Source organism: Shewanella glacialipiscicola (genome assembly GCF_023283485.1).
Lineage (GTDB): Bacteria > Pseudomonadota > Gammaproteobacteria > Enterobacterales > Shewanellaceae > Shewanella > Shewanella glacialipiscicola.
On record NZ_JAKILU010000014.1, the window covers coordinates 69,298 to 88,324 of the forward strand.

A 19,027-nucleotide genomic window follows, 5' to 3' on the forward strand; every position below is an offset into this window, starting at 1 on the left:
CATATAAAAGATAAGGAATTCTTTATGAAATATATACATAACGTTTTACTTTTTACCGCTTTGTTACCGGTGGCAATGTTCGCGCAGGCCGACGTTTTCGTCGCACCTTTTGGTGGTTACAGTCTTGGTGGCGGTCAATTTGATGTGAGTCAAATTAAGGTTAATACCGCTCAGACCAGTGGTAATGAAAGCGTGAAGATTGAAGAGTCTAGTCATTACGGTTTGATGTTGGGAGTGAACACCAAAGATCCTGGCAACATTTATTTGCTATATAGCCGTCAAGCCTCTGAGCTGAAAAGTAATGGCATGTTTACGCCAAATACCCTGACCTCATTAGACTTAGATTATATCCATTTAGGTGGCACCTTATATTTCCCCCAGGGCAATATGCAGCCCTATGTTACCGCCAGTGCAGGGGTTACACGTATGCAGCCTGACGATTGGTCAAACGAAACGCGTTTCTCTATGGGAATTGGCGGTGGGGTTGAATATAAAGTGACCTCAAACGTGGGCCTTTTTGCCGATATCCGCGGCTATGCGACGTTTATCAACAGTGATAGCGCGCTCTTTTGTGATGAAAACGAATGCTTATGGCACATCACTTCAGATGTGATGTGGCAAGCGCAGGCTAACCTTGGACTAAAAATGAGTTTTTAATCCATCGCTTAACTGAATTAATCGAAAAGGAGATTTCGCGGCATGAAGATAGTGGTACTTGATGGTGAAAGCTTAAACCCTGGCGATCTCAGTTGGCAATCCTTAGAACAATTGGGTGAGTTTACTTGTTTTGCCCGCACGGCAAGTGATGACATTATCACTAGATCTCAAGGTGTCGAGATCATTCTAACCAATAAAACCCCGCTTAATGCTAAGACATTGGCGCAGCTTCCTGCACTGAAATATATCGGGGTGTTGGCGACGGGCACTAATGTTGTCGACTTAGCGGCTGCTAAAGCGGCTGGCATCGTGGTGACTAATGTGCCGGCATATGCGCCAGACGCTGTTGCGCAAATGGTGTTTGCCCATATTTTGCATCACACCCAAGCGGTGGCTGCTCATCATCAAGCCGTGGTCGATGGTCAATGGGTAAATAGTAAGGATTTTTGTTTTACCTTAAGACCGCTGCAATCATTAAAAGGTAAAACGCTAGGCTTAATTGGTTATGGCGATATAGGCCAGCAGGTTGGGGCGCTCGGCCTCGCATTTGGCATGAACGTTCTGGTTAACACTCGCTCAGAGATCAAACATTTACCCCAAGGCGCTAGGTGGGTAGAGCGTGATACTGTACTTAACGAGTCAGATATTATTTCGCTGCATTGCCCGCTCACCCCCGAAACCGAGCAGTTTATCGACCAACAAACTCTTGCGTTAATGAAGCCCAAAGCCTTGCTGATTAATACCGCGCGCGGTGGATTAATTGATGAGGCCGCGCTTGCCGCCGCGCTTGCTCAAAATCGCTTATTTGCCGGTGTCGATGTGTTATCAACCGAGCCACCCAGTGCAGATAATCCCTTATTGCATGCGCCCAATATCAGCATCAGTCCCCATAACGCGTGGGCGACTAAAGAGGCTCGGCAAAGTTTGCTCAATATTGCTGTAGCGAATGTGAATAGTTTTCTAAAGGGGAAAGTGATTAACTGCGTAAATTTGTAAAGTGATATGCGTCCTCTCTCTTTATGTTCATAGTGACGTTTAAAGAGAGAAGACGTTATTAGATGTTGATTATTGAGTCTTTCTTCTACGTATCCACCAAACACCCATTAATCCTGCGATGGCTAATAAGCCGAAGACGATGGGCTTTTTCAGCTTGTGGTATAGAGCGTTCCATTGTGCCATGTCATTGGCCCGTGCGCGTTTTGCTGCGCTATCAAAATCGGGTGCTTCACACTGCAAACCAAAGTTTTCGGCCCAAGGGACAAAGGCGCCATTAGTGACGTATTTTTTATAGTAACGCAGGGCAAGCTCCTGATCTCGATACAATACCCAACCGGTCGCCTGGCAGAGTAGCGCTGCGTAGGCTTGGCCATTTTGCGGTACAAAGTCGGCCGCTTTGTTGGCAAGCTCTGCCGCTGTGTAGCGATAATGGAAGCGTTTGTCTGGGATGGCTTGGCTGGCGTTTACCCGTGATTGTTCTTTTTCACTCAGTTTACTCGGCTCATTCCAATCGCTTAAATCAAATACACCTTGGTAGATAGCGTAATCGGGTGCTAATTCAAACCCTAAGATTTCCATGCCTTGATGGCGAGCAAGCCCTGCCGCCGCCCAATAGGCTTTGGCACTATCAATACCTTTTTCATTTTTTGCTAAGGTTAGCTGATTACCATAGTCGAGGGCGCTGGCATAAAGGTTAGGGTTAGGGAAGTAAGCTGGCGCTTCTTTTATCGCCCCTTCACGTAATAGTCTGCGGCCGAGTAAGTAGCGTAAACGGTTGTTTGTTGGCTCGATATTATCGTACCAATCGCTATCTTTTGGGTATTCAAAGGTGATAAGCGGCACATGTTCATCAACAAACAATTTAAGTTCAGCTGTGGTCAGTACGCGCTCCGCCACATAGGCGATATCCTGCCAGTACTCATCACCACTTTCGAGTAAGTGATTTAACGCATCTAGGTATTCACCGCGCTCTAGGGATAACACGCCTTGCTCAGCGCGAATACGGCAGTAGGTGGCGATATCTTTATCAGCATCAATAGCTTGCTGCTGGGTTTCTTTGACATCAACAGTCGCTAAGACTTTGGGTTGCTCGGGAAAGTGGCGCGCTGCTTCTGCATAGGCATTAGCCGCCCCAACTGAGTCACCCTTTTGTAGCATTAATTTTGCAGTGAGCCACCATGTTAAGCCGCTGGGTTTAGCTAAGGCTAATAGGCGCTCTGCACTAGCATAATCCCCTAGCTGATAATAAATAGCGGCTAATTTATCGCCATGACTAAGTTGTAAGCCATCGGCTGGAAAGATTTTCAGAATTTCTGCGACCTTTAAGCCCATTTCAGAAAGCTGGCCATCGTAGGCAAATTCATTCGTGCTACTTTGCCAATAGGCAATTAATAACTGCTGCACACTCGCTTGTTGCAGCAGCGGCTTCAGTTCAGCAATGTCTTTACCCATCAAAGTGCGGCTTAGCATCAACAATGAATCATAACCGCTACTATCGCCCTGTACCGATTGAGTTGCATAAAGCTCAATGACTTTATCCAATACCGCAGGGTTAAGAGTGATGGGTAGTTTAGCGTCAGCTGTGTCACTTTGTTCTGTGGTTTGGGCTAAGGGCTGGCCTTGGTGCAGCAAAATATACGCTTGCTCACCTAAGCTCGCTAAGCTCAAACGTAGAGGATCGGCGCTGCCTTGGATGACTTCAGCTTGTAGCTGTGTCAGATAAGCATTAGCACGATTTAAATGTTCAGGGTCCGCAGAGGTTTTACTTAAAATAAGCTCAATTCGTGAGAGTGAATACAGCGCCCACAAACTGCGAGAGGCGCGTTCACTTTCTGGTAATTTGATGATTTTTGTAAAATAGTTTGTGGCTCTTTCATAATCTTTGGCCTCAAATGCGACGGCACCTAAGGTATACCACGTCAGCGCTTGGGGTAGGTCTTGATCTAACTTAGCCGCCATTTGCTCGGCTTCAATCGGGCCTGTCGCATCACGTAGGGTGTTGACTAAGGCTAAATGGGCTTCACTTAACTCACTGCTTTCAAAGGCGCGGGTTTGTGACAGATAACGACCATGGGCCTCATCCCAGAGATATTCCTGCGCAGCTGGCGCATCTTGATACTGCCAAGGCAAAGGTTTTGCTAGGGTGGTGAGCTGCTGGCTAAAAGACGCTTGCGGTAAGTAGCTGAGATTACTCTGTCTGTCTTGAGTCAATTGCAACGGAAAATCGGGGCCGCATGCCAACAGCATTGGTGAGAATAAGCTTAAACAGATGAGCGTGGTTTGTTTAAGCTTAAAAGCCCGACGAGATGTTGCTATTGTGGTTGATAATTTTGGCTTATGGCGCATAAATCCCCTGTAAATATAATGACTCACAACGTGCCCAGCCTATCACTTTTTGGCCGTTTGGGTTGAGCATGTATTTTTGAGTCTCTCTGTTTGGTTGCAGTACTGACATCATGTTAGTACGTGGAGCTGCTTCAATTGAGGTTAATGCGGCGGTCGTTTCAGCTTGCGATTGCCACGTTAACAGCCCATCTTTCTGTATTACGCGATAGCCATTTTGCGCATCATACCCGCTGCAAGCGTGTCCCGCTAGCGACAAAAGAACGGGAAGTTCGCCAGCAATATTGCCGCGATTAATTAAGCTCAGTTGGAATAACTGCGACTGAGGCATTTTGTGGCTTTTTAGTGTATTTTCCGCGGTTAATTGCGCTTGGTTGGTGGCGTTGTTATCGCTTGATATCATGAGCTCAATTTTGGCTGCGAGTTCCCCTTGCTGTGCAACGGCGATTAGGGTGTTGAGCGGCCAAACTCTTTTATCCCCTTCCAGCGGCAGTCGAAACCAGATAATACCTTTAAGTTTTGCATCCGTTTGGTTTTGCAGTCTTTGCACAAAAGTCTGTAATACTTTGGGGTCAGCCATCAGTTCTTTTACGGCAGTGGCGGATGGGAGTTGATTGCGCAGCGGCGTTTCACTCTCAACCCGATAGCCTGAAGCTGTGCTGATAACCGCCGAGCCATAGGCCGGCAGTGCAATGAGATAAGGTACTGTGCTGATGCGTGACAGTTGCTCTACCCATTGCCAACCTTTAATTTCATCAAATAGGCCGTGGCGTGGGTCGCTCACGCTGTGAATTTGTAGCACGAGTTCGTCGATAGTGGTCAGTAAAATAGGAAAGTCAGCGCTACTGAGCCAAGCGGGCAGTGCGGTAATGCTGAGTTTTAGCTGGGTGGGTAAATGTGCTTTAAGTTTTTTAAGAAACTCTCTATAGGCGGGTAGTTTACTGCTGGCGCTATCGTGATCGATTTCTACTCCGACAATATGGGTGCCTTTAGCTTGCCAGTTTGCCAGAACTTGGCTGATTTTATGAATCACTTCTTCATCATTTAAATGGGTGAATTGACCATCTAGACGCACCACGAGGATTTTGGGCCTTGGGTCGGCCTGTAACCAAGCATGATTGACCGCCACCTCAAACCAAATATCGGCGCCATTAGGCTTTGGGTACGCTTGCAGTGCCAGAATGCGTAATCCCTGAAAGGCGCTTTGGCTTTGCGCTAAGGCGATTTGGTTTGCTGGGCGCCATTGGCGCTGCCAGATATAAACTTCTTGCGAGAATGGTTGTTCAAAAGTTATAGATGCTAAAGCCGTTTTTGCTGCATGAGGATCATTCGGGTTTGACTTGAGCTCACTTTGATCCGCTGTGGGTTGGCAGGCACTCAGCCATAATGAGGCGATGAACAAAGTGAATAATCGCCACTGATTTCGTCTCATATTGTTAATCAGATTGCCCATGCTACTGCTATTTTTCCCGGATTAAATGAGGCTACTATGCCTGAAAAATGCCGTTTATACATCGCGAAAAAGTACCAAATCTCTGATGCTTAACCCTACATATTAAGCTTAAGGATGCTTTCCTTTGGCGTTAGTGGTTAAAATTCAGCATCGACTTGAAAGCGCATTGATTCACCCGTTACAGGATGTTGGAGTATCAATAAATCAGCATGTAAATGCAGGCGATTAGCGCGAGTCCCGTAGAGATCATCACCTAAAATGGGCGTATTTAACCCTTCTAAATGGGCACAATGCACTCTGAGTTGGTGGGTTCGACCCGTTTTAGGCGACAAATACACTCGGGTTTGATTGGTGGATTCATTGATTTGACTCACTTGCCAATAGGTTTGCGCTGCTTTACCAAACTCATGGCACACCAGTTGCCTTGGTCTGTCGTCTAAATCTCCCCGCAGGGGTAAAGATATTTCGCCATTTGGCTGTTTGCTGGCGATTACCGCAGGAATACCCGCTAAAAGAGCCACATAACGCTTAGTTACCGTGCGCTGGATAAACTGTTTTTGCAGTTGTTTATGGGCCTCTTTTGTTAGTGCGATCACCATTAATCCCGAGGTCGACATATCGAGTCTATGGACGATAAGTGGGCCCGTGGCATTAGGAAAGGTTTGTTGCATGCGTGAATACACTGATTCTGTAATGTCTTTGCCCGGCACGGATAAAAACTCGGCGGGTTTATTCACAATCGCCATGACATCGTCTTGATAGACAATCGCTAAGATTTTGCCTTGTGCGGGATTAGCAAGTAGCGGATTGTCATCAACGCTTAGCCCTTCGAGCATATGCCCTAAAATGGGATGGCATTTACGTCGGCAGGCGGGATAAAACTGTTTATGCTGGCGGATTTCTGACTTTGGCGGTGCGCCCCACCAAAACTCGGCAATCGCCAGCGGTTTGAGATTGTGTTTAAAGGCGTAATGTAACAACTTAGGTGCGGCGCATTCACCCGAACCTGCGGGCGGCGTCAGTTCTACCGTACCTTTAAATATGGCGTAAAGACTTTTTTCTACGCCCTGAATATTCAAAAAACGATACTGTTCAAACAGCTTTTGCTGCAACGCTGCCGAGAGTTGTTTACGTTGTTGCCTTAACGCATCGCGCTCATCGGTAAGTAGGCTTAACTCTTGGCTGATGGTATTAATACGCTCATCCCAATAGTGTTTAATATCTCTTAGCTGATTTTTTTCATTAATGCTTTCTTGGTTAAGCTTGGCTTCGATGACTATATTTTCACGTAAGGTCTCATCAGTCGGCTTGGTCGCCAATTGGATTGCGAGTTGATTGCGCAGCGCCTTGCGTGATTGACGGCCGTCGATCATCAATTGTCTGTGGGCGGCAAGTTTGGTTGCTGCTTGCGCTTGCTCAGCATTAAGATTGGTTGATAGACGGGGGATATCGGGATGATTTTCTAGCGCGAAGAGTTGGGCATTAAGCTGGTTGATTTGCAGATTTTCAGCGTGAAAAAAATTATCCTTTGCTAGCATATCAAACACAGGTGGGACGAAGTGCGGCCAATGGTTTTGCTCGGCTAACTTGCCTGAAAATGCTGATAAATAACCCACTTCACCTTGCGGGTTTTGCACCAGTAATACGCCAAACATTTTGCCAATGGCGCCAGTTAACTCACCCGTTAGGCCAAAATTATGCTGCCAATTATTTTGAGTCTCAAGATGCTGCTGTAATTCGTTTGCGGCGATAACGCACAGTGGATGCGGCTCGTAATAGAAAGGAAACGTAAAACGCTGCGGCAGCGCATAGGCATCAATCACTTGGGTGAAAGGGGTAAAGCATGAAGGCTGAAGAGGCATATTGAGTTCTACTTTCTACTACTGTTGGTTGCTGCTGCTGTGGTGCTTTATAAGTCACACGCTTGACATAAAGAGTCTTAAATAAAAGCTTAAAATAAAAATGTCAGGCACAGCGCTTATGGTGCAAGGCGTGGAAACACAGGCCATAGAATAAGGCCGCTAGTTTACTCTGTGCGTTCTGTGTGGTCACTTTTTATTGGAGGCGGTTGATTATTCTGGATCCGTATTAAAAAAACGGGAAATGCGCGGATACTCATCTCCCGTTTTTAGTGTGTGCTTGAGCTTAATGTTAAGAGGCCAATACGGTTAAAAAATGACTTTTACCTTACTGGCGCTATCGAGTGCCTTACTTACCGCGCTATCAATATCGATATCACGGGCAAGCGCGATACCTAAGCGGCGCCGACCATCAATATCGGGTTTGGCGAATAATCTGAGTTGAGTGTTGACCGCTTCTAATGCGGCGGCAATACCTTGATAGCGAATATTACTCGAGGTGCCTTCAGCCAAAATTACCGCTGAGGCACTTGGTCCATGCAGGTGGATATTGGGTATGGGCAGGCCAAGAATCGCCCTTACATGCAGGGCAAATTCCGATAAATCTTGGCTAATGAGTGTGACTAAGCCGGTATCGTGCGGCCGAGGTGAGACTTCGGAGAAATACACTTCATTACCTTTAACAAACAGCTCTACGCCAAATAATCCATAACCGCCAAGATTTTCAACGACTTTACTGGCAATCGCTTGCGACTTTGCTAACACTTCAGCGGACATGGCTTGTGGCTGCCATGACTCACGGTAATCACCATCTTCTTGCCTGTGGCCAATGGGCGCACAAAAGTGTATGCCATTGACTGCGCTTATGGTTAACAGTGTGATTTCATAATCGAAGGCTATAAAGCCTTCTACGATAATGCGACCACCGCCAGCGCGGCCCCCTTCTTGGGCGTATTGCCACGCTTTATGGCTTTGGGCGACATCACGAATAACGCTCTGGCCTTTGCCCGATGAGCTCATGACCGGCTTAACCACACACGGCAGACCAATTTTACTTATAGCTTGATTAAATTCAGTTTCAGTATCACAGAAAAAGTAAGGTGAGGTGGGTAACCCTAAGGTTTCGGCGGCGAGGCGACGAATGCCTTCTCTGTCCATCGTTAGCTTCGTTGCTCTCGCTGTCGGGATGATATTCACGCCTTGCGCTTCCATTTCCACTAAGGTTTGGGTGGCAATGGCTTCAATCTCGGGGATAACTAAATGCGGTTTTTCTAACTCAATAACAGCCCGCAGCGCGCTTGCATCGAGCATGTTGATCACATGGGAGCGATGCGCGACCTGCATAGCAGGAGCGTTGGCATAACGGTCAACGCCAATCACTTCTACGCCTAAGCGTTGCAGCTCAATGGCTACCTCTTTACCCAGTTCACCGCAGCCGAGCAACATGGCGCGTCGTGCGCCCTCAGTGTAGGGAGTGCCTATCATGTGTGGATACCTTTTTAACAATTGTAGGGATTGCGTCATGGCGCGCAACTTAATCTTGAGTTTAACGCGAACGGTAGTTGGGATCATGATGTAAATAAGCAAGTGTGCAGCGGATCACTGGGTTTAGTGTGAACTCAGTCAATTTTATTATTCATAACATTGTTGTTGGTTCTGCTGGTTAATATTGTTTAGCAAATGTTAACTACTGGGTTAGCATATCTAATAGGGATTATTTTAAAAGTGAATATGACGAACATGGGAGTTTTATAATGTTTTTAGATTACTTTGCGTTAGGGGTGTTGTTGTTTGTGGTAGTGGTTATTTTTTATGGGGTGATTGCGATCCATGATATTCCGTACGAAATTGCAAAAAAACGTAATCATCCACAGCAAGATGCATTGCATATCGCGGGATGGGTCAGTTTGTTTACTTTGCATGCTATTTGGCCATTTTTATGGATATGGGCGACCTTGTACCGAGAAGACCGTGGTTGGGGTTTTAGTACTGTAGCGAAGCGAGAGCTGAGCTTAGAAGAAGATGTAAACACGCTACGCCAGACAGTAACTAATCTACAAGCAAGGCTAGATCAATTAGAACAGGCGAAAACAAATGTTGTAGAGCCTGTTATTACAAATAAAGTCGAGGTGTAACATGGATTTATTACTCATACTGACCTACGCCGCTATTTGTATTGTTATTTTTAAAGTTTTTAAAATCCCGCTGACAAAATGGACTGTACCCACCGCAGTTTTGGGGGGAGTAGTGATCATTAGTGCATTGATATTAGTGATGAACTACAACCATCCTTATTCGAGCTTTGCGCGGGAGTATTTTGTCTCTATTCCCATCACACCCGCCGTAAAAGGGTTAGTGATTAGTGTTGAAGTACAGCCTAATACTCAGGTTAAACAAGGAGATATACTTTTCCGTATTGATCCTATTCCCTTTGAAGCCGTGGTTAAGCGTAAACGTGCCGCTTTAATCGCCGCCGAGCTAGAAGTGCCACAGCTCGCTGCAGCATGGGAATCGGCTAAAGCCAATGTTGAGCGGGTTAATGCCGATAAAGAACGCAATAAATCTGCATACGAACGCTATGAAAATGGTCATCGTAAAGGTGGGGCTAACTCTCCATTTACTGCGCTGGAATTGGATAACAAACGTCAGCTTTACCTCGCTTCTGAAGCACAGTTAATGGTAGCTAAATCAGATGAGTTACGAGTTAGGCTAGCCTATGAGTCTAATATTGACGGCGTTAATACTAAAGTCGCGGGCTTACAGGGTGATTTAGATGGTGCTATCTATGACTTAGAACAAACCGTGGTTCGTGCGCCAGCTGATGGTGTGGTGACGCAAATGGCGCTACGTCCAGGTGCGATGGCGGTGCCTATCCCATTACGCCCAGTGATGAGTTTTATCCCTAATGAGCAACGTTATTTTGCGGGTGCTTTTTGGCAAAATTCTCTACTACGCCTAAAGGAAGGTGATGAGGCTGAGGTGATTCTTGATGCTGCTCCCGGGCAAGTGTTTACTGGCCGTGTCGCTAAAGTACTGCCAGCCATGTCAGAGGGTGAAGTTCAAATGGGCGGAGTGCTACAGTCCTCGGATCGTATGTTTCAAACCGGTCGAGTTATCGTCTTAATTGAGATTGATGACGATGTCATTCGTAAAGGTTTCCCCGCGGGAGTGTCAGGGCAAGTGGCTATTTATACTGAGCATTTTCACCACGTGTCTGTTATGCGTAAAGTGTTGCTCAGGATGCAAGGTTGGTTGAATTACTTGTTTTTTGATGGACATTAACCCTTAGACGGTTAAATCTCATTTGTTGAGCATGCTATAAAGTCCAGTTCGCTGGACTTTTTTTGACACATTTTTGGTTAATAAAAAAGGAACTGGCCGACATTATGTCACCTTGCATGCTTTGGTTAGATGAAATTGAAAAAGGCTTAAACAACAGTAGCTGTGATGAAGGTGCATCAACTCGCATACTCGGCATCTTACTGACTTAAATGATTGAGCGTAAATCAGAGGTTTTTGTGGTGGTAACCGCCAATGATATTCAAGCCTTGCCGCCAGAGCTAATACAAAAGGGTGGGATGGATGAAATTTTCTTTATCGATTTATCCGGCGGGGGGACACGCAAAGCAATCTTCTTGATCCGTTATTGCCACCATGTATACCGCAAAAAGTATTGATAGCAGTGTCGATCAAGCTTTATCACTTGAGGAGCTCAGCAAAACTCGGCTTTTATCCGTGGCCATGAGCGAAAAAATCAATGCACTCAAGCAATGCACTCAAGCAATGGACTAAAGGCAATGGGCTAAAGGCCGTACAGTGAATGCCCATGAGTAGGTTTTCAATCTATAACATAGAGATAAATGTTGATAACTTTACAAAAACACAACATTATCCTCTGCTACGCAGGATTTATTCTCAGTCCTTAACCTTCTACCACTATATTGATGTTAATTATTACCACAACGCTAAAAATATCAGGCGACCTAATAGGCTTTATGTATTAGAAAATATGTAACTTAGCATCCGTGTGTAAATTTCCGTTGTTTTGCATCAGCATGCCGCACAAGTTTTGAACTGTTCAAATATCTACATTTATGTGATGTGAACGGCCTATCAGCAACGTAATTCAATGAAAAGGAGAGCACAATAATGAGAATTCCCATGGTAAAGTTTTTCCTATGCCTGTTGTTTATATCTATCTCATCGGTGGGGGATGTTCAAGCGGCTATCTCGCCTGAGCAAGCGCGTGAGATCGCTAAAGAAGCATATATTTATGGTAATCCTATGGTTGACAACTATCGGATTCAGTATGCGTATTTTGTCGATACACAGAGTCCTGAATACAAAACTTCTTGGAATCAGATATTCAATATGGCGCGGGTGTTCACATCGGATGACAAAGCGATCCAGACCGCCAATTCTGATACGCCTTATTCTTTCGTCGGGATGGATCTGCGAACTGAGCCATTAATTCTCACTCTGCCGCCTATCGAGAAGAATCGATACTTCTCGTTGCAGTTTATCGATTGGTACACGCACAATTTCGCGTACGCCGGAAGCAGAACAACCGGCAATGATGGATCTGTACTTCTCGTGGCCGGTCCGGACTGGCAGGGTGAGACTCCCAAAGGAGTCGCTAAGATGATGCGTTCTGAAACGCAGTTTGTCTTTCTTGCATACCGCACTCAGTTGTTTAACCCCGCAGATATTGACAATGTGAAGGCTGTGCAGGCAGGCTACAAGGTGCAGACGCTCTCGGCTTATATGGGTAAACCCACCCCTAAAGCTGCATCCAAGATTAATTGGATGCCTCCGCTATCCGCTGTTGAGCAAAAGACTTCATTGGAGTTTTTCAATATTCTGAACTTCGTTCTGGAGTTTACGCCTACAGTTCCTTCGGAGAAGGCACTCATGGCACGTTTCGCAAAGATTGGCGTTGGTGGAGGTAAACGAATTAATTTTGAGTCACTGTCACCTGAAATGAAGCAGGCATTTGCGGACGGTATCGTCGATGGCTGGAAAGCTCTGGATAATTTGGAAAAGACTGACATTGCCTCCGGCAAGGTGACTACCGCAGACCTCTTCGGTACACGAGAAGTACTCAAAAATAATTATCTCTACCGCTTTGCTGGTGCGGTGCTTGGTATTTACGGTAACTCTAAGGATGACGCGATCTATCCACTCTACAGAGAGGATGCTGATGGTCAGCCCTTGGATGCATCAAAACATGACTACACTTTGCGCTTCGAGCCTGGACAATACCCTCCAGTCAATGCGTTTTGGTCAGTGACTATGTACAACCTACCTGAGAGCTTGATGGTTGCAAATCCTATTAATCGTTATTTAATCAACTCGCCAATGCTCCCTGAACTCAAAAAGGATGCTGACGGTGGCTTGACTATTTATGTTCAGAAGGACTCCCCAGGTAAGGATAAAGAGGCTAACTGGCTACCGGCACCCGATGGACCGTTCTGGATCCCTATGCGAATTTATTGGCCAAAAATTGAGGCGCTCGACGGTACATGGAAAGCTCCTCCGCTGAATAAGGTTCAATAGTTAAGTGGAGTGATGATCGCGACTATTTATTCTATAAGCTAAGAAGTGGTTATAGCGGGCGTGTCGTTTTGCGCTCGCAGCCGAACTTAAACGTTAATTCTTAATATTTATCGCAATCTGATTATGGTTGCATAGCTAAAACGTTTTTGTCTCGAGTTCTGTTCTCTACATTATGTACAAATCATGGGTGGGTGAGTTCATGCCCATATATGATTGGTCAATTATTTCTTCTGTGGCAACAACGCCAACGTCTAGCTAACGGCTTTGGCGATATCACGATCCTGTGGCACGCCAACATTATTGTCTATTCCTGCCAATATAAAAATTTAGATATCAAAGGCGAGGCTGCCTGGTGTCAGGAATGGCCAGCTTAGACGGGTCGGCGAGCTGTCGCCCTTTGCACCAAAGAAGTAACCTGTTCTTGGCGTGGCGTATACCAAACTGCCTTTTTGCAGCCCGAGCTCCTGCAGATGATGTTGGGTGTATTTAGCCTCCCATAGTTCTTTGCTATGCCAGCCGTGTGGTGCTAATTCCACTCTCACTTCGGCGCCTACTGGTGTTATAGCAACAATATCAAACGGCAAGTTGGCCTGACTATTAGGCTTGTCTGACAGCGTCAATTCGTGACTACGGATATAAAGTGCGCCATCTTGCTGCAATGTCTGCTGCGCTGGAGGCACCAAAAATGCTTGGCCATTTTGCCAACGATTTTGTTGCCAACTGGCTTCAAACACATTGACGTTACCCAGAAAATCAAACACAAAGCGACTATTGGGGTGCGAGTATAGTTCTGCAGGCGTATTAATTTGCTCTATATGACCATTACTCATCACGACCACTCTGTCAGAGAGTTCAAGCGCTTCATCCTGATCGTGGGTCACAAACACACTGGTGAATTTTAGTTCATCGTGCAGGCTGCGTAGCCAGCGGCGTAGTTCTTTGCGCACTTTGGCATCTAAGGCACCAAAGGGTTCATCGAGTAGCAGCACTTCGGGTTGCGTTGCTAATGCGCGGGCCAAAGCAATCCGCTGTTTTTGTCCACCTGATAGTTGCTCAGGATAGCGATTAGCGAGATGGCCTAGTTGTACCGTTTCTAACAGTTGTGCCACTCGTTTACGAATATCTGCCGCTGGAAGTCTTTGTTTTTTAGGCATGACTTCGAGTCCAAAGGCGACGTTATCCGCTACCGTCATATGGCGAAATAGTGCGTAGTTTTGAAATACAAACCCCACTCGTCTTTCACGCACATGCACTTGGGTTACCTCTCTGTCACCGAAATGAATGCTGCCGCTATCAGCGCCTTCAAGACCTGCAATAATCCGCAGTAACGTAGTTTTACCAGAACCTGACGGTCCCAGTAGGCCAATCATTTCCCCTTCTTGAATATCAAGATTTAGTGGGGAAAGCGCCTGAAACTGGCCAAACGTCTTGGAAATATTAGTCAGTCGAATACTCATAATGGACTCTGCTCTTTATTGTCATTGGCGGTTAAACTGCGTTGTTGTCGCCATTCAACTACGGCTTTTAGCATTAGGGTCAATAGGGCAATTAAGGCCAGTAATGACGCGCTCGCGAAGGCGGCCTCAGCCTGATAATCTTCGTACAATAATTGCACATGCAAAGGTAAGGTGTTGGTTTCGCCGCGAATGTTACCTGATACAACCGCAACCGCACCAAATTCCCCAACGGCTCTGGCATTAGTGAGGATCACACCGTAAATCAGCGCCCATTTGATATTAGGAAATGTCACGCGGCGAAATAGTTGCCACCATGATGCTCCGAGGATCACGGCTGCTTCTTCTTCCGAGGCGCCCTGTTGTTGCATTAATGGAATAAGTTCTCTGGCAACAAAGGGGCATGTGACAAAAATGGTCACTAACAGTATTCCCGGCCATGCAAACATGACTTGCAGATCGCGCTCATATAACCATTCGCCCAGCCAACCGCTGCTGCCGTAGAGCAGTAAGTAGAGTAGACCTGCGACGACAGGCGATACCGCAAACGGGATATCGATGAGTGTGATAAGTAACTTGCGGCCCGGAAACTCAAACCGCGTGACACTCCACGCCAGCATGATACCGAACACTAAATTGATGGGCACAGTTAGTGCGGCTACCATCAGTGTCAAACCAATTGCGTGTAGCGAATCTGGCTGACTTAGGTGCTCAATATAACGTTGCCAGCCGCCGACCAGCGCTTGTTGAAAAATACTCACTATCGGTAATAGCAGGAACAGTAAGGCCAATAGTACGGCAAGCGTAATTAGGCTCCATTTTATAAGGGGCGATTCACCGACTCTTAAGGGTTTAAATGAGTTCATATTCGCTCCTTATCGTCCATGAATACGGCGCAGATAACGCGCCTGCCAGAGATTTATTAGTAGTAATAGCACCAGCGAGGTCAGTAAAACTACCGAGGCAATCGCACTGGCACCTGCAAAATCAAACTCCTGCAAGCGGACAAAAATCATTAATGAAGTGATTTCGCTGATATAGGGCATATTGCCAGCGATAAAAATAACCGCGCCAAACTCACCCAGACTGCGGGTAAAAGACAGCGCCGTTCCCATCATTAATGCTGGCCACAAGGATGGCAAAATAATGTGCCAGAATACTGCACGATCTGAGGCGCCAAGTGTCATGCCCGCTTCTTCCTCATCATGTGACAATTCTTCCAGTACCGGTTGTACGGTTCGCACCACAAAGGGAATGCTAGTGAAAATCATCGCCACCACTATGCCTAAAGGGGTGTAGGCAACTTTTATTCCAAACTCGGCAAGTAGACTACCAATTTGGCCATTTTCGGCATAAAGGGTGGCTAAGGTGATACCTGCAACGGCGGTCGGTAATGCAAAGGGTAAATCTACTAATGCATCAACTATGCGTTTACCCGGAAATTCATAACGCACCAGCACCCATGCGAGCAATAACCCGAAAAGGCAGTTAAAGACTGATGCAGCAAGCGCCGAAAAAATGGTGACGCGGTAACTGGCCACGACTCTGGGATCGGAAATCACGCCCCAGTATTCAGACCAGTTCATTGAACTGGTCTGCATGATAAGCCCAGAAATCGGCAATAATAGGATCAGGCTGACAAACAGTAGGGAGACACCTAAGCTGATGCTGAAACCTGGAAGAACCCGCTTATGGCGTAAACGCCCGTTATTAAAAATCACAGAATAATCACCCGATCAGGTTAATTGAGTTAAAACCAATACAATTTATTTATCGTCAGTTATGTGTTGTCTGAGTTAGACAATCAAAGCTATTTTCACGCTGGCAACAATGACGGCTAAATACCATAAAGCGTTTTAACCCGGGACTTTGCCCGGGTTAAACCATTAACCTTTTATAACATCAGCTTGGAATTAGCGCTTGAGTAACTGATCAAGTTTTGCACCGTTACCAAACTGCGTTTTCATGGCATTATCCCAACCACCGATGATTTGCTCGACGGTTAGTAGGTCAACCGTAGGGAACTGCTTCGTGAACTCGGCCTTCACTGTTTCGTTGTGCACACGATAGTTGAATCCTGCCAATAAGCGTTGTGCTTCTTCGCTGTAGAGATACTGTAAATACTCAGTTGCTAGTTCAAGAGTGCCATTACGCTTAGCATTTTTCTTGACAACGGCGACTGGGAACTCAGCTAGAATCGATGTTTTTGGTACAATAACTTGGTAATCGTCCGCACCATACTGTTGGCGGATATTGTTCACTTCTGATTCAAAAGTAATCAATACATCACCGATATTACGCTCTACAAAAGAGGTGGTTGCACCCCGGCCGCCAGTATCAAATACAGCCACATTGCCGAGAAACTTTTTCAGGAATTGATCCTGTTCAATTTGATTCTCCTTGCCAAAGCTTTTCTGGGCATAACCTAATGCGCCTAAATAAGTGTAGCGGGCATTACCAGAGGTTTTTGGGTTAGGGAATACCAGTTTAACGTCATCTTTAGCTAAATCACCCCAGTCACTAATTTGCTTCGGGTTACCTTTACGTACCAAAAATGCAATGGTGGAATAGTAAGGTGAACTGTCATTAAGTAGCAATTTTTGCCAGTTTTCTGGGATCAATTTACCGCGCTCGTATAGTACCTGTACGTCTGTCACTTGGTTAAACGTCACCACATCTGCTGGCAAACCCTGCAAAATAGAGCGTGCCTGCGCCGAAGATCCCGCATGAGATTGTTTAATCTCGACAGTTTTACCGGTTTTTTCTTGCCAATGTTTAGCAAAAACAGGGTTATAGGCACTGAATAATTCCCGCGCAATATCGTATGAGGAATTAAGCAATGTTTGATCAGCGGCAGCCACATTGAGTGACGTTCCCAGAAAGAGGGTTCCTAATAGGGCCTTTATCAATTTTACGGGCATTTTAAACTCCTTGGACTGGCGACTTTGTCAGCGTTGTTACCTATAGATTAATAGAAGTAATTGTTTATAAGAAGTCAGTTGTATAGAACTTTTTTGAATAACTATGAGCGATTTATTGTATGCCATAAGTAATATTCAGCGTGTTTGTTCGTGGTAACCCCCTTAGAATAGGCTATCGCTTAGCTATTTTTATCAAGTAAAGGGTAACCCTAGTGTCTGACTTTCCAACCATTGAAGCCTGTATTGGACAAACTCCACTCGTTCGCTTGCAACGGCTTAACTGTGGTGATTCCACCGTGCTGTTAAAGTTGGAAGGGAATAATCCGGCGGGTTCAGTGAAGGATCGTGCAGCACTTAATATGATTATTCAGGCCGAGCGGCGCCAAGAGATAAGCCCAGGTGATACGCTCATCGAGGCGACGAGTGGTAATACAGGGATCGCACTAGCGATGGTGGCGGCCATTAAAGGGTACAAGATGATCCTGATTATGCCGCAAAACTCGACTCAGGAACGTAAAGATGCGATGCAAGCCTATGGTGCAGAACTCATGCTGGTGGATAACATGGAGACCGCACGGGATTTAGCGCTGCAGTTACAAACTGCAGGCAAAGGTAAGGTACTGGATCAATTTAATAATCAAGATAACGCAAAGGCCCATTTTCTTACTACAGGCCCTGAAATCTGGCAACAGAGCCAAGGTAAAATCACTCATTTTGTGTCTAGCATGGGCACAACAGGCACCATTATGGGGGTGTCTAAATACCTTAAAAGCTGTAATGCCGACATCACTATTATTGGTCTTCAGCCTGCCGATGGCAGTGCGATTCCTGGGATCCGCCGCTGGCCACAGGCGTACTTACCCGAAATTTTTGATGCATCCCGCGTTGATGTCGTGATGGATATTGAAGAGCAAGATGCAAAAGACATGACCAGAGTCTTGGCCCGAGAAGAAGGCATTTGTGCGGGAGTCAGCTCTGGCGGCGCCGTGTTTGCTGCGCTAAAGATTGCCAAACAATATCCGGGGTCAGTGGTGGTGGCGATTATCTGTGATCGCGGCGATCGCTATCTTTCATCTGGGCTTTTTTCCTGAATCTGCGTTCGAAGGCTTCGGGCGATACGAATGCTTTATCAATAAAAATGGGCGATATTTGCCCATTTTTATTGCCCCCCATTTACGATTATTTTTGCGGTGGAAACTGCGCTAAAATCCGGCTAACCGCCTTAGCGGTATCTTGGGCTTTTTGATCTCCGCCAGCATCAAAGTTAAAACTATCACTGCCGCGCCAAATCAATGCTTTAGTTTTAGGGTCGATAATATCAATCTGAATAGTTTGGATTTTTGCAGTATCACTCCCCAGTGGTACGCCAACGCTGGTGCCTATTCCTATACCTCCTGAGCCCCCAAACGTACCCGTACCTAAGCCGATTGAAAGGCCTGAGTCCTTAGGTTTGTCTTGGGTTAGTAGGGCGTAGGAGACATTAAAGTCGGGTACTTGAGTGTTTTCGGTAAAACCTTTTTGAGTCAATTGCTGACTTATTTCAACCTGAATACGCTGGGCGCTTAATGGATCGTCGGTTTTCTGTGGTGTGAGCTGTGCAAAGTTATGTAGCGCGCTGAAATCGTAATTAAGATCGTAATCATTTTTCGGTTTACTGCTGCAAGCGCTTAATAAGGCAACTGCGACTAGCAGACTAGCAAAGTAACGGTATCCCATAATAGTGCTCCAAGTTGTACAAACTCCGTCCAATGTGCCTTGATTATAGACGTTTCTGCAAGTACTTTAGAT

15 protein-coding genes and 1 pseudogene are annotated in these 19,027 nt (G+C 46.0%); 7 read left to right on the forward strand and 9 right to left on the reverse strand.

Going from position 1 to position 19,027, the window contains the following annotated elements:
- The first annotated feature begins 24 nt into the window (after positions 1–24).
- Both L2717_RS11910 and L2717_RS11915 read left to right on the forward strand, forming a co-directional pair.
- Positions 25–657 carry an outer membrane beta-barrel protein gene (locus L2717_RS11910; RefSeq protein WP_220773265.1) on the forward strand — a complete coding sequence of 211 codons (633 nt, stop codon included), beginning with the start codon at positions 25–27 and terminating at the stop codon, positions 655–657.
- A 42-nt stretch (positions 658–699) separates the two neighbouring features.
- Complete coding sequence (locus tag L2717_RS11915) at positions 700–1,653, forward strand: D-2-hydroxyacid dehydrogenase (protein ID WP_220773264.1); 954 nt, start codon at positions 700–702, stop codon at positions 1,651–1,653.
- A 69-nt stretch (positions 1,654–1,722) separates the two neighbouring features.
- On the opposite strand, the gene L2717_RS11920 is transcribed toward L2717_RS11915, so the two are convergent.
- From L2717_RS11920 to purT, 4 genes are all read right to left on the reverse strand, one after another.
- The gene (locus L2717_RS11920; RefSeq protein WP_220773263.1) at positions 1,723–3,999 is read right to left on the reverse strand and encodes a hypothetical protein; all 2,277 of its coding nucleotides are present in this window, start codon (positions 3,997–3,999) and stop codon (positions 1,723–1,725) included.
- Positions 3,989–5,449: a DUF3142 domain-containing protein gene (locus L2717_RS11925; RefSeq protein WP_220773262.1), complete on the reverse strand. Its 1,461-nt coding sequence runs from the start codon at positions 5,447–5,449 to the stop codon at positions 3,989–3,991. The genes L2717_RS11920 and L2717_RS11925 overlap by 11 nt, the downstream gene beginning before the upstream one ends.
- A 137-nt stretch (positions 5,450–5,586) precedes the next feature.
- Complete coding sequence (locus L2717_RS11930) at positions 5,587–7,311, reverse strand: RluA family pseudouridine synthase (protein WP_220773261.1); 1,725 nt, start codon at positions 7,309–7,311, stop codon at positions 5,587–5,589.
- 306 nt (positions 7,312–7,617) lie between these two features.
- Positions 7,618–8,793, reverse strand: coding sequence for a formate-dependent phosphoribosylglycinamide formyltransferase (purT, locus tag L2717_RS11935; protein WP_220773260.1), 1,176 nt, complete (start codon positions 8,791–8,793; stop codon positions 7,618–7,620).
- Between the two features lie 269 nt (positions 8,794–9,062).
- Here purT and L2717_RS11940 point away from each other — a divergent pair, with 269 nt between their 5' ends.
- The 4 genes and pseudogenes from L2717_RS11940 to L2717_RS11955 all read left to right on the forward strand — a co-directional run bounded on the left by L2717_RS11940 (position 9,063) and on the right by L2717_RS11955 (position 12,864).
- Complete coding sequence (locus L2717_RS11940; RefSeq protein WP_220773259.1) at positions 9,063–9,443, forward strand: DUF3302 domain-containing protein; 381 nt, start codon at positions 9,063–9,065, stop codon at positions 9,441–9,443.
- Position 9,444: 1 nt separating this feature from the next.
- Complete coding sequence (locus L2717_RS11945) at positions 9,445–10,590, forward strand: HlyD family secretion protein (protein ID WP_220773258.1); 1,146 nt, start codon at positions 9,445–9,447, stop codon at positions 10,588–10,590.
- 89 nt (positions 10,591–10,679) lie between these two features.
- Positions 10,680–11,100: pseudogene (locus tag L2717_RS11950) on the forward strand (AAA family ATPase); the annotation flags it as partial.
- Between the two features lie 357 nt (positions 11,101–11,457).
- Complete coding sequence (locus tag L2717_RS11955; protein ID WP_246611743.1) at positions 11,458–12,864, forward strand: DUF1254 domain-containing protein; 1,407 nt, start codon at positions 11,458–11,460, stop codon at positions 12,862–12,864.
- 326 nt (positions 12,865–13,190) lie between these two features.
- Here the strand turns inward: L2717_RS11955 and L2717_RS11960 are convergent, their stop codons facing one another.
- From L2717_RS11960 to cysP, 4 genes are all read right to left on the reverse strand, one after another.
- Positions 13,191–14,321, reverse strand: a complete 1,131-nt coding sequence (locus tag L2717_RS11960) for a sulfate/molybdate ABC transporter ATP-binding protein (RefSeq protein ID WP_220773257.1) — start codon at positions 14,319–14,321, stop codon at positions 13,191–13,193.
- Positions 14,318–15,184, reverse strand: a complete 867-nt coding sequence (cysW, locus tag L2717_RS11965) for a sulfate ABC transporter permease subunit CysW (protein WP_220773256.1) — start codon at positions 15,182–15,184, stop codon at positions 14,318–14,320. The genes L2717_RS11960 and cysW overlap by 4 nt, the downstream gene beginning before the upstream one ends.
- A gap of 9 nt (positions 15,185–15,193) precedes the next feature.
- Entirely contained in the window at positions 15,194–16,039 is an 846-nt protein-coding gene (cysT, locus tag L2717_RS11970; RefSeq protein ID WP_220773255.1) for a sulfate/thiosulfate ABC transporter permease CysT, read from the reverse strand.
- A gap of 192 nt (positions 16,040–16,231) precedes the next feature.
- Positions 16,232–17,239, reverse strand: a complete 1,008-nt coding sequence (gene cysP, locus L2717_RS11975) for a thiosulfate ABC transporter substrate-binding protein CysP (protein WP_220773254.1) — start codon at positions 17,237–17,239, stop codon at positions 16,232–16,234.
- A gap of 212 nt (positions 17,240–17,451) precedes the next feature.
- Between cysP and cysM the strand changes: the two genes are divergently transcribed.
- Positions 17,452–18,330: a cysteine synthase CysM gene (cysM, locus tag L2717_RS11980; RefSeq protein ID WP_220773253.1), complete on the forward strand. Its 879-nt coding sequence runs from the start codon at positions 17,452–17,454 to the stop codon at positions 18,328–18,330.
- Between the two features lie 88 nt (positions 18,331–18,418).
- Here the strand turns inward: cysM and L2717_RS11985 are convergent, their stop codons facing one another.
- Entirely contained in the window at positions 18,419–18,955 is a 537-nt protein-coding gene (locus L2717_RS11985) for a DUF4136 domain-containing protein (protein ID WP_220773252.1), read from the reverse strand.
- Positions 18,956–19,027: the final 72 nt, after the last annotated feature.